The sequence below is a fragment of the Paenibacillus sp. FSL P2-0121 genome (assembly GCF_037975345.1).
GTDB lineage: Bacteria > Bacillota > Bacilli > Paenibacillales > Paenibacillaceae > Paenibacillus_AQ > Paenibacillus_AQ odorifer.
In genome coordinates, this window is sequence record NZ_CP150245.1 from 6,577,106 (window position 1) to 6,589,722 (window position 12,617).

Below are 12,617 nucleotides of genomic sequence, written 5' to 3' on the forward strand. Positions count from 1 at the left end.
GATAACACCCTCTGCGGTGGTTTTTGGGTTATAGTAACGGTGACATAAGCCGAGCAGCAGATTCCAGTATACGGATCACCATACGCTTATTCATAAATTCCTCATGCTCAATTAAGCTGGTAGATAATAAATCCCGTTCAAAATCAGCAACAATACGAGCAACGCTCTCCGTCTGAATCAGTAGTGCATTCACTTCAAAGTTAAGGTGGAAGCTGCGCATATCCATATTGGCCGTGCCAATGGTCGCTATTTCACCATCAACGATAAGCAGCTTCGAGTGGATAAATCCCTTTTCATATTCATAAATCTTCACGCCAGCTTCCAGCAACGCCGGAAAATAAGAGTGTGAAGCCAGAAACGGAATCCATTTATCCGGCTTAGCCGGGAATAACAATCGCACATCTAAACCAGAAACAGCAGCTACACGCAGTGCAGTTAAGATGTCCTCATCAGGAATAAAATATGGACTGGCAATCCACACCGATTTCTCGGCAGAAGTGATCATGGAGAAGAAAATGTTTTTGAGCGCACGACGTTCGTTATCCGGCCCACTAGCAATAATCTGTACGGCACCATCACCTGTCATAAAGCGAAGCTGCGGAGTGAGATAGTCTTGCTCCAGTATTTTTTCACCCGTAGTGTGCATCCAATCTTGCAGAAAAATAATTTGCATCGTCCGTACCGCTTCGCCTCTAACCAACATATGTGTGTCACGCCAAAACCCATAAGTCTTACTGCGGCTTAAATATTCATCGCCTACATTGAGACCCCCCATGAATCCGACATCACCGTCGATCACAACAATCTTACGGTGATTCCGGTAATTCACACGACTGGAAAAAAAGGATGTTGAATTTCCGTACGAAGCCACCTGAACCCCGGCATCACTCATTTCCTTCAAAAAAGCTTTGGAAAGCTGAAAACTGCCAACGGCATCATACATAAATCTGACTGCAACACCGGCGCGAGCTTTATCGATCAGAATTTGTTTAATGCGTGTTCCAATGTGGTCCGCCCGGAAGATGTAATACTCCATATGAATGTGATGTTTAGCTTGACGGAGCTCCAACAATAACGTACCAAACGTCTCTTCACCATTAGTGAGGATACGTGTTTCTGATGCAAAGGAAATAGGAGTACGTGCTAAAGTTTTGGATAACAGCAGCAGTTTTTGGCGCGAGGGATCAAAGACTGACCAATCTTGGTGCGTACGTAAAGCGTCATTCTCAATTCTTTCGTAGGCCATAAGGTCTCTTTGTGCCTTTTTATCATATTTACGGCGTTTGAACACATTTTGCCCAAATAGAAAATAGAAGACCAGTCCCAGCACCGGGATCAACGCAAGCAATAAGATCCATGACATTGTTGTAGAAGGATTACGGTTCTCCATAAAAATAGCCAAGCTAATCGAAATGACTGTCAGAGTGGAGAAGATACTAATAATCGTTCCCGCAGTACTCCCAAAAATGCCGAAACCAAAATAATAAAATGCTATGAATGCCCCAATGATAATTATAGATTGAAGTCCTCTTCTCATACTCTACCTACCTTCTTATTCATACAAGCAACACGAAATTGACACATTTTATATATTACATGAAGAACACATTTCTTCCTAGCAAATTACTGTTTAAAGTCTATTTACGACAAAACTGTAACCCTTCTGTTCCGATATTTGTAATGCCTGGTTGTATAGAATATAATTATTCTGACCAACTAGTCAATTATAGAACCGGGTAGTCAGAAAGGAGGTTAATCCTTTAATGAATGATAAAACTGTTGATAAGCAGGAGCAGATTATTAAGATTGCTATGCAGTTATTCGCTGTAAAAGGCTCCTCGTCCACATCCATGCAAGAGATAGCTGAATTATGCGGGATTTCGAAGGGCAGTTTATATCTGGTATTTAAATCAAAAGAAGAGCTGGAGCGCAGTATCTTCCTTTATTGTTATCGGATGATTCGGGATCCCTTGTTACGTGAAGAACAGGAAACCCGACGAACACCACGTGAGAAGCTTAGGAATCAGATAGAAATTCTGCTAAGTCATGTGTACGAATTACGCGAGTTCTTGCAGCGTCAAATTCAGGAGGTTGCGGGCAAAGGATTTGATACTGAAGTCCCAGACTGGCTGCGTAGAAACAACGCTTCCTTCTTAAGATGGTTCCAGGTAAAAATGGAGTTACTCTACGGAAAAGACGTCGTTCCCTATACCGGAGATTTATGTATGATCGGACATGGTCTCATCAAATCTTATATTGCGGTTATTTTTCGTAAGGATACGCAGGTACCTATTGCCGATATGGCAGATCATCTAATGAATTTAATGGATATGATCGTGTCTGGCTTGCTTACTAGTAAACAGGCTCCGCTAATCAACTCTGCTACTTTAGCAAACTGGATGGCGGAGAATGAGGAGAACAAACGAAAAAATCCATTACAGCTCATTAAAGAAATGAAGACTGCGATCAGTAAACTAGATAGTATAACATCCGAAGAAGCAGCCGATCTGCTGGAATCGCTCAACATTCTGGAAGGTGAAGTGCTTATCCCTCACCCACGAAAAGCAATCATTCAGGGGATGCTGTCCAACCTCCAATCCTGCTCTGAGCTCACAGCAGAATTGGAAGAGCTGAGGAAGCTAATTGCCTCAATTCCGCACAATTCATGTGTATTTCGTTAATTGACTCTAAGAAGAGTTCGGTAGAGAGAAAGTCATGGATAGTGAGTATTATGATTTTTTATAATGGCGCCTTATTTCGTAAAGAAAAGGGCCGAGAGGAGCAGAAACGAAACTTATGAAAAGCTTAATTAATTTCTCGCTCAGGAACAAATTTGCCATTTGGCTTCTGACGATAATTATTGTGTTTGCCGGTTTATATAGCGGACTGACGATGAAGCAAGAAACCTTGCCTAATATTAGTATACCCTATCTTAGCGTAACAACCATTTATCCGGGGGCCGCACCAGAAGGCGTCGTTAATGATGTCAGCAAACCGTTGGAGCAAAAGCTCCGCAATGTGGATGGTGTAAAGACGATCACCTCCACTTCTCTGGAGAATGCCTCCAGCATCCAAATTGAATTCGATTATGGAACAAATCTGGATAATGCTACAGCAGCAGTGCGCGAATCACTAAATGAAGTCTCATTACCTGACAATGTGCAGAAGCCTTCCATTTCCCGCTTTAGTCTTAGCTCAATGCCTGTTGTCTCCCTCAGTCTTTCTAACGGGGATACCCAGGATCTTGAGGAACTGACCCGTATTGCTGAGAACGATATTCGCCCGGCCCTAGAGGATGTTGAGGGTGTCGCTTCTATTCAAATCTCTGGTCAATACGTCAAAGAAGTATCACTTAAATTCAATCAAGATAAGCTCAGCCAATATGGACTGACCGAAGATACCGTTAAAGGTATCATTCAAGGCTCTTCCCTCCGTGTTCCACTAGGATTGTTCGAAATGGACAAAGCTCAAAAGGCAGTTGTCGTGGACGGCAACATCACTACCGTTGAGGATCTTAAAAATGTAACCATTCCGGTAATGCCAACTGGCGCTAACGCTGCTGGTGCTGGAGCTACTGGAGCTGCCGGCATTGATGCTGGTGCTGCTAACGGAGCTGCTGGCGCAGGCGCTGGAAATATAGCTACTGGCGGAGCTGCAAGTATGGGACTTCCAACCGTGAAGCTCGGAGAGCTGGCCACGATTGAGGTTGTGGGCAATTCCGAATCCATCTCACGTACAAATGGTAAAGAATCGATCGGTATTCAGATTGTCAAAGCCAATGATGCCAACACTGTTGATGTTGTAAATGGCGTTAAAGACAAAACTGAAGAATTAAAAGCACAATATAAAGGTATAGACCTTACTGTTCTACTTGACCAAGGGAAGCCCATTGAGGACTCCGTAAATACGATGTTGTCCAAAGCGGTATTTGGTGCCTTATTCGCAGTAATTATCATTTTGGTGTTCCTGAGGAATATTCGTTCGACGATTATTTCCATCATCTCTATTCCATTATCCCTGCTGATCGCAGTGCTGTGTCTGCGGCAGATGGACATTACGCTTAATATGATGACACTAGGAGCGATGACGGTCGCGATCGGGCGGGTAGTCGATGACTCGATTGTAGTCATAGAGAACATATATCGACGACTCTCCTTATCTGGTGAGAAGCTGAAGGGCAGAGAATTAATCAGTGCGGCCACACGTGAAATGTTCGTGCCTATCATGTCCTCTACAATTGTAACCATCGCGGTGTTCTTACCACTTGCTTTGGTTAGTGGTATGGTTGGTGAGCTGTTCTTGCCTTTCGCTCTAACCATGGTCTTCGCCCTGCTCGCTTCATTAGTAGTTGCGATTACCCTAGTTCCTGCAATGGCTCACTCGTTGTTCCGTAATGGATTGAAAGGTAAAAAAACTCACAGCGAGAAACCAGACAAACTTTCTGCTGGTTATCAAAAGATTCTGAACTGGTGCCTTTCTCATAAGCTCGTTACGTTTGGAGTTGCCGTTCTTCTCCTTGCAGGCAGCTTGTTCTTAATCAAACCTATTGGTGTAAGCTTTATGCCATCCCAAGAGGATAAAACCGTAATGCTTACTTATTCACCAAAGGCTGGACAACGGATTGAGGAAGTTCAAGAGCAAGGTCTGAAAGCTGAAAAATACATTTTAGCGCAGAAGCATATAGACAAAATGCAATATTCCATTGGCGGCGGAAGCCCGATGGGTATGGGTGGATCCAGCAATTCAGGACTATTTTTCATCGTTTATGATAGTGACACTCCTGATTTTGAAGCTGTTAAAGAGAAGCTTATTGAAGGTTTGACCGCAGAAGTGCCAGATGGTGTATGGGGTGACATGTCCGCTCTGATGAGTGGAGGCATGGGTGGAAGCACTCTGACCGTGAATGTATTCGGAGATGAACTGGATCAGCTGAAGCCAGTCGCGGATGAGATTGCCTCAATCGTACAGGCTGACACCACTAATTTCAAAGACGCAGAAACAAGTCTCAAGGAAGCTTACGATCAATATACGATTGTAGCGGATCAACAGAAGCTTAGCTCCCTTGGACTTACAGCCGGACAAATTGCGATGAAGCTGAGTCCAGCAGGCACACGTCCAGTGCTCACAGAAGTAGAATTGGACGGCAAGAACTACAAAGTCTATATCGAAACAGATAAAGAAACGTACAAGAGTATTAAAGAAATGGAAGAGGCTACTTTGACTTCCCCACTAGGCATCTCCGTGCCAATCGGGCAAGTCGCTAAAATTGAAAATGGCTCCTCCCCTGACTCGATTACTCGTATGGACGGTAAAATGAAGGTAGATGTTACTGCCGAAATTATTTCGAGTGACGTGAATAGCGCTTCGAACAGCGTGAAAGAAAAAATAGACGCTATGGAATTGCCTGATGGTGTAACTGTTACCTTCGGCGGTGTAACCGAGCAGATCAATGATACGTTTGGTCAATTAGGAATTGCTATGGCGGCGGCTATTGCCATCGTATACTTCGTGCTTGTGGTTACATTTGGCGGTGGATTAGCACCATTCGCTATCCTGTTCTCACTTCCTTTCACAGTGATCGGGGTACTCGTTGCCCTTCTGATCGCTGGAGAAACCTTAAACGTGTCCTCGCTCATGGGTGCGCTGATGTTGATTGGTATCGTAGTAACGAATGCGATTGTCCTTATCGACCGCGTTATTCATAAGGAAAAAGAAGGACTCACTACGCGTCAAGCCTTGCTTGAAGCAGGTGGCACACGTTTACGTCCAATCCTGATGACTGCACTTGCAACGATTGGTGCATTGCTGCCATTGGTTACTGGACTTGAAAACAGTGCTGGAATTATCTCTAAGGGGCTCGGTGTGACCGTAATCGGTGGTTTGGTCAGTTCCACGCTGCTGACACTTGTAGTAGTGCCAGTCGTGTATGAATTCCTGATGAAATTCCGCAGCAAAAAGGTAATTGATTAGAACTATGATGTGAGCAAGTAAATAGGCTCAAACGAGAGGCTGTCTCCAAAGTAGTGAATTCTACTTATGAGGCAGCTTCTTTTTTTTTAGTAAAAGGCTGCACAGCGGATTCTTGCCTTAGCCAATAGACTGTGTGCTGTGCCAATTGTTCAACGCCATTAGGGTGGGTGGTGAGAAGGGAGAGTTGAGCGGTGAAAAATACGTGATGAGTGATAGCTGATGTACTGTGGGTGCTGGACGGTGGACGAAGTACCGTGGGTGCTGGACGGTGGACGAAGTACCGTGGGCAATGTGCGGAGTGGATCTTAAACTAATTAGTGAAAAACTCCCTGAAAAAAGCCAATATTCGCTCTAAATGAACGAAATTAGGGAATTCCTCCCTGATAATAAGGGGGATTTCTTTTATTACCGCCGAATCATCTATATTTTAGGGAGGTTTTCCCTAATTATTAGTCTGATGACCAGAAACTCTAGAATTTCAGGGAGAAATTCCCCTATTATTCTATCGGCGCTTGAGTTGGGCAACAAGAAGGCGCTTCGGTTGGTACTTCCATTACTACTTCAGTTGGTGCTTCAGCCTCTACTTCTATCGGAGTTTAATTAGATCATCACTAGGATGCTTCCCACGGTACTTCTATTTGTGCTTCTACAGAGCTTCTATTAAAGCTTCATATCTACTTGACCAGTACGCAAAAGCCCGACCTATCAATTAGGCCGGGCTTTCTAATATTAAATGCTTGTAGCTGCACTGCTCTCCAATGAAGCTCTCCAGGAACGAAGCATTTGCAGATCAAGTGGCAGAAATTCCTCAAGCATATGTGAGAGGCCTAGATATAGCGGACTATCCGTTGCTGCATTCAGTTTCTGACAGAACTGCGGTGTCCATTGCAGTAGATGCTTTTCCAAAAAGGACTCCTGAATATCAAGCAGCTCCATAGCACTTCTTATTGAAAAGCTATTGTAAAGCATACGCTCATGCATGACTGCCATAAATTCGAGCTCAATAGCAATATGATCATCGGCTTCACCATTACACTTATTGAATACAATTCCAGCGGAGGTGTACACATCCGCAAGCACGTTACAGAAATCCTCCGAGCGTCCTAAAATCGCTGCTTCGCGCAATTTAAAAGAACTAACGGACTGTTCTTGCATAAGCCGTTTATATTCTTTGCTCTCTTTCTCGCATATCATTGGCAGCTTGTTCGGTTCCTGACTCAAATAGCGCTTCAGCTCCCGACCGCCTTCCGTCATCTCAGCCGCTACACTCATCTGGCGATTGCGGCTCCATTGAGCCACTAGAGAGAGTGATGGTTTTCTACCCAAAAAATCCACTAAAAGCTGATATATTAATCCCCGACTTTCCAACCAACGGCTAAAAGCCTCCGGAACGGTGAGCGATGGAACAGTATGTGTACTCATTTTGCAAATCCTCCTCAATGGTTTCCCGGTCACTCTCCGTCACATTACCGACGTGCGGTTTCCGGTATCCTATCTGTTTTCGCAAAAGTGAACGTTAAAACTAATCCGCACCTAGATTATATCGGATATTAAAAGCGCTTTCCGTGAGCATTCTATGTCTAAAAACTTTATTTGTCGTACTTTTGTCACACTTTCCGTTGTTCAATATGCGTTATCTTCTTATCTAGTTTGTCCAGTTTTATGTAATGAAACCCTGTCGTCCAGAACTTTGCTCATTGACGTGAATCCAAGCGATCTTTAAAATTCTAAACAAGTATAAACAACTTCGCGTTCTGTCCTATTAGGGACGTTATGCGTGTATACGAGAAAGTATAAGAGCAATTTACCAGCCAGATTTAAAGGAAGGGAGCAACGCCATGGAGCCGCTGACGGACCCTTTTGGACGTTTACACGATTACATCCGCATTTCGGTTACCGACCGCTGCAACCTGCGTTGCATCTATTGTATGCCAGCGGAAGGGATGCAATTCCAACCGCAGGACGAGATTCTGAGTTACGAAGAAATTACCGCAGTCGTTAAGTCGCTAGCCCCTCTTGGATTACGTAAAGTACGACTAACTGGTGGAGAACCTCTTGTCCGCAAAGATCTGGAAAAGCTTGTTGCTATGATATCTGCGATCCCAGGTATAGAAGATATTTCGCTGACTACAAATGGTTTAATGCTTCCAGCCAAAGCAGCACAGCTAAAAGAAGCCGGTCTGTCACGGGTAAACATCAGCCTAGACTCCTTACGGCAGGATCGATTTTCTATGATTACTCGTGGCGGCGAAGTCGCCAAGGTATTAAAGGGGATCGAGGCCGCACAAGCCGCCGGACTTCAACCGATAAAGCTTAACGTTGTATTGATGAAAGGAATTAATGACGACGAAATCAAAGACTTCATCTCCCTTACGCTGGAGAGTCCTCTAAATGTACGCTTTATAGAATACATGCCGATTGGCAGTGCTACTGATGCTTGGCGCCAAACTTATCTGCCTCTGGAAAGGGTTGTAGAAGCTTGTACTGAGGCTGGTTGGGAAACGGAAGCGGCAGAAATGCCCTCCGGGAATGGCCCTTCCCAGAATCGGCGGGTTGTCGGAGCCCCTGGTACATTCGGCCTGATTCATCCGGTGAGCGAGCACTTCTGCGATAATTGCAACCGCCTGAGACTTACCGCAGATGGGCACATCAAAGCTTGCCTATATTGGGCAGATGAATACAATGTCCGCCCTTTGATAAGCGATCCTGCTGCTGTGCAGGCCTTATTCCGGAAAGCGCTGGGCAACAAACCCCATAATCATGAAATGGCCTTAGCTCTGGAGAAAAAAGCACAGAGCCACACGCCGACAGCTCGGCGCATGTCTCAAATTGGTGGATAAACGTCCATCCCGGTATTATAGTTCCTCTTTTAATTGCATAAATACAAAAAACGCCGCTTTCCCACTGAACGATCTGGGAAAGCGGCGTTGTGCTTAAAGCTTAGCGATGAGCTATTCAATCACTATTAGAGAGATAGAGCTTCGAGCAGCTTAGAAATAGTCGCCGCCGCCTCGGCTCTTGTAGCCTTTTTCTCAGGACGGAAGGTATTGTCTTCGAATCCACCCAGAATACCGGCTTCAGCTGTTTTTCACATACAGCAAGTTTATTTCATTCGTACTGGCAAGCTCACCTTGAACGCTGTCCCATCCCCCGGGCGACTATTTGCAGTTACCTTACCTTCATGCAGCTCAACGATTTTTTTAACCAATGACAGACCTAGTCCACTACCGCCACCACTTGCGGTTCTAGCTTTATCTGCCTTATAGAAACGCTCGAAGATCCGAGGCAGATCTTCCTCCGAGATGCCAATCCCACTATCTTGAATCTCCACCTCTACCTGCTCATCCACCATGCGAAGGCTAATATGGATGCAACCGTTCTGCGGAGTAAACTTGATACTGTTATGCAGCAGATTAGTCCAAACCTGACTCATTAAATCTTTTACAGCAGATACATTCACTTCTTCCAGTTCAGCCTCTACCTCTATTTTTTTCTCCAACCACTGTGGTTCAGAAGCCAGAATCGTATCTCTAAGCTGCTTATCCAGGCGGTAAATCTGATTTTCAAACGGAAAATTGCCCGATTCAAGCGCGGACAGCTTCAATAAATTATCACTGAGCCCAGATACGCGGGTACTCTCAGCCACTATAATATTAAGGTAGTGCCTCCTGCTCTTCACACTCAGAGTTTCATCCTGCAGCGCAAGAGCAAACCCCCGAATAGAGGTTAGCGGAGATTGAATTTCATGCGATACATTAGAGATAAAATCCTGACGCATGGTCTCCATCTGGCTCAGTTCGCTGGCCATTACGTTGATACTCTCTACAATCTCACCGAAATCACCGTAGTCCTTTGTATTATCAAGTACCACATTGAAATCACCCTTAGCAATCCGCCCTAAACCTTCGATAATTGATTTATAAAAAACACGTTCCCAGCCCCGGAATAACTTGGAGGTTACCAATGCCATCAAAAACAAAATCACAATTCCGACCATCACGCCGATTAACTGGGTCAAATACTCCGAAGAGGGGCGTCCAACCCTGCCATATATCCAGTTCATCAAGAAATAAGCTGCACTCCAGCTAATCCCAACACCACCGAAGTAAATAAAAGTCATCCCAATCCGCTTAAGAAGCTCCTTAAACCGGTTCATGCCTCTGCCTCCAGCCGATAGCCTAATCCGCGGATGGTACGAATAACAAACCCGTATTTATCAGGAGCGAACCGTTCGCGCAAACGGTTGATATGCACATCGAGCGTCCGCTCATTCCCTTCAAAATCATAACCCCATATCTCTTCGATTAGCCTGTCTCTAGTCAATGTCTGCCCCGGATAGCTGCCCAGCTTAAATAACAGCTCAAATTCCTTAAGTGGCAAGGTGACTTCTCCATACGCTGAGGATACCTCGTAGGTTTTACGATTCATTCGCAGCCGGCCAATCCCCACACTTTGTGCAGCAGAGATTTGGTAACGTTTGAGCAGCGCCTTTACTCGCGCAATAAGCACCACTGGCTCAAAGGGTTTGACGAGATAGTCATCACTTCCCAGCTCAAAGCCCTTCACAATTTGTGAGGTCTCTCCCTTAGCCGTCAGCATCAATATCGGAAAATCATAGGTTTGGCGCATCTTCCGGCACAGCTCCCAGCCATCCAAATTGGGCATCATCACATCAATAATGGCTAAGTCTATGTTATGGCTCTCCAGAATCTGAAGAGCCTCCAGTCCATCAGAAGCTCCATAGATGTCATCCATCCCCTCAGCTCTCAGAAATACTTCTACCAATTCGCGGATGTGCGGATCGTCGTCCGCTACTAGTATTTTTGTCATGTATCACTGGAGCCTCCTCTTTATTGTCTTGAATCTCAAGGTTATTCATCTGCAGCTGCTGGGTGGCAAATTCACGATATAGCTCATGGTTTTCCAGCAGTTCTTCATGTCTTCCCATCCCGGTAATCTGGCCCTTTTCCATAAAAATAATCTGCTCAGCATTTACAACAGTAGCCAAACGGTGCGCAATTACAATCGTAGTCCGGCCCTTCATCAAATTGGACAGTGCCTTCTGCACTACGGCCTCTGATTGGCTATCCAGACTGGAGGTCGCCTCATCAAGCATAAGAATCTTTGGATTCCGCAGCAGCGCTCTAGCAATAGCAATCCGTTGCCGCTGTCCACCCGAGAGCTTCACACCTCTCTCACCGACATCCGTATTATATCCTTCAGGAAGCTCATCGATAAAGCCATCTGCATAAGCCATTGCTGCTGCTGCGCGCATCTCCTCCATGCTAACGTCTCGATCCAATCCATAGGTTAAATTCTCAGCAATCGTACCTGCCAACAATGGGCTTTCCTGTGAGACGTACCCGATCAGTTTCCGCCATGAGCGTAATGAGAAGGTTGACACTGGTTTATCGCCTAGCTTAACCATACCTTTCTGAGGCTCATAGAATCGTTCGAGCAGTGAAAATAATGTAGTCTTGCCTCCCCCGCTCGGTCCAACAATAGCCGTCACCTGACCCGGAAGCATCCGGAAGCTTACATCGGTTAGCACATTCTCACCATTTTTATATCCAAAGCTTAGATCTTCTACCGAGATAGGACCCTCTGCACCGTTCGCCTCTTCCTGGCCCTCATATACCTCCTCTTCTGCTGCCAGGGTTTCAATAATGCGCTCTGATGCCCCTTTAGCTTTCTGAATCTGTGTAAAGAACGTGGTCAATTGAGTAAGCGGCATAATAATCTGAATAAGATACAGGATAAAGGCTACCAGCTCTCCAGCTGTCAAAGCCCCGGAAGATACCTGCATTCCGCCATAACCGATAATGACCACAAGTAACATCATAAAGACAAAAGAGACCAGTGGGCTGATCATAGCGCTGATTTTGCCTTCACGAATGCCAAAGGAGAGCAGGTTCATAATTCCGGTTTTGCCTGCTTCGTACTCTTTTTTCTCTGCACCCGAGGATTTCACCAGACGGATCTCTGACAATACACCACTAAGTGTGGCGGTAAAAGAAGCTGTTTCGTCCTGCATGCCTTTGGAGATTTTGTACATCTGCCGTCCAAGCGGCACCAAAATCAACGCAGATAGTGGAAGAACGGTGAACAGAACAAGCGTCATCTTCCAGTTCAAAAATAACAGCACAGCAATGGAGCCCACAATGGAAATCACTCCGGTAAATAAGCTGGCCAGATGTTCAGAGATCAGCGTTTTGATGATCCCTGTATCATTCGTCATCCGGCTGACGCTTTCTCCTGTCCGATTATCATTGTAATAAGCTACTGGCAACACTAAAAATTTACGCCATAACCGGTCACGAAGACCTGCAACCATCTTCTGGCCTACATAATTCAGCAGATAGATAGAGATTCCCCCGGCGATCGTCTGCGCGATAAAAGCACCCGCTATGCCCACAATTTGCAGCTTGCTGACAGAAGCCAAAGAAAAGCCATCCACCAGATTTTTGGTGAACATTGGGATCACCAGACTAACCAATGTCGAGATCATGCTTAGTGCAATGGCTATTGCCAATAAGCCGTATGAAGGCTTGGTTTCTTTTAATAATGTGAGGAATGGCTTCAGCGCCGTTTTCCCCTTAGCTTCGGATTTTTTCATGCAAAAACTCCCCTTTTCTTGGTGAATCTGC

Annotated in this window: 8 protein-coding genes; 3 read left to right on the forward strand and 5 right to left on the reverse strand. The window is 45.2% G+C overall.

Features of this window, described 5'->3' with window-relative positions; genetic code table 11:
* Positions 1 to 28: 28 nt before the first annotated feature.
* Positions 29 to 1,537 carry a cardiolipin synthase gene (gene cls / locus MKY54_RS29090; protein ID WP_076123942.1) on the reverse strand — a complete coding sequence of 503 codons (1,509 nt, stop codon included), beginning with the start codon at positions 1,535 to 1,537 and terminating at the stop codon, positions 29 to 31.
* 226 nt (positions 1,538 to 1,763) lie between these two features.
* Between cls and MKY54_RS29095 the strand changes: the two genes are divergently transcribed.
* Positions 1,764 to 2,681, forward strand: coding sequence for a TetR/AcrR family transcriptional regulator (locus MKY54_RS29095; protein ID WP_076123944.1), 918 nt, complete (start codon positions 1,764 to 1,766; stop codon positions 2,679 to 2,681).
* Between the two features lie 115 nt (positions 2,682 to 2,796).
* Positions 2,797 to 5,970, forward strand: a complete 3,174-nt coding sequence (locus MKY54_RS29100) for an efflux RND transporter permease subunit (protein ID WP_339188789.1) — start codon at positions 2,797 to 2,799, stop codon at positions 5,968 to 5,970.
* A gap of 729 nt (positions 5,971 to 6,699) precedes the next feature.
* Here the strand turns inward: MKY54_RS29100 and MKY54_RS29105 are convergent.
* Positions 6,700 to 7,392: a molecular chaperone TorD family protein gene (locus MKY54_RS29105; protein ID WP_076123947.1), complete on the reverse strand. Its 693-nt coding sequence runs from the start codon at positions 7,390 to 7,392 to the stop codon at positions 6,700 to 6,702.
* A gap of 416 nt (positions 7,393 to 7,808) precedes the next feature.
* On the opposite strand from MKY54_RS29105, the gene moaA reads away from it, so the two are divergent.
* On the forward strand, positions 7,809 to 8,810 hold the full coding sequence (moaA, locus tag MKY54_RS29110) for a GTP 3',8-cyclase MoaA (protein WP_339188791.1): 1,002 nt from the start codon (positions 7,809 to 7,811) through the stop codon (positions 8,808 to 8,810).
* A gap of 263 nt (positions 8,811 to 9,073) precedes the next feature.
* Here the strand turns inward: moaA and MKY54_RS29115 are convergent, their stop codons facing one another.
* Genes MKY54_RS29115 through MKY54_RS29125 form a run of 3 tightly spaced genes read right to left on the reverse strand, consistent with a single transcriptional unit; the run spans position 9,074 to position 12,586 of the window.
* The gene (locus tag MKY54_RS29115; protein ID WP_076192343.1) at positions 9,074 to 10,126 is read right to left on the reverse strand and encodes a HAMP domain-containing sensor histidine kinase; all 1,053 of its coding nucleotides are present in this window, start codon (positions 10,124 to 10,126) and stop codon (positions 9,074 to 9,076) included.
* Complete coding sequence (locus MKY54_RS29120) at positions 10,123 to 10,800, reverse strand: response regulator transcription factor (RefSeq protein WP_076123953.1); 678 nt, start codon at positions 10,798 to 10,800, stop codon at positions 10,123 to 10,125. Before MKY54_RS29120 ends, MKY54_RS29115 begins: the two co-directional genes overlap by 4 nt.
* Complete coding sequence (locus MKY54_RS29125; protein ID WP_076182036.1) at positions 10,730 to 12,586, reverse strand: ABC transporter ATP-binding protein; 1,857 nt, start codon at positions 12,584 to 12,586, stop codon at positions 10,730 to 10,732. Before MKY54_RS29125 ends, MKY54_RS29120 begins: the two co-directional genes overlap by 71 nt.
* Between the last annotated feature and the right edge of the window lie 31 nt (positions 12,587 to 12,617).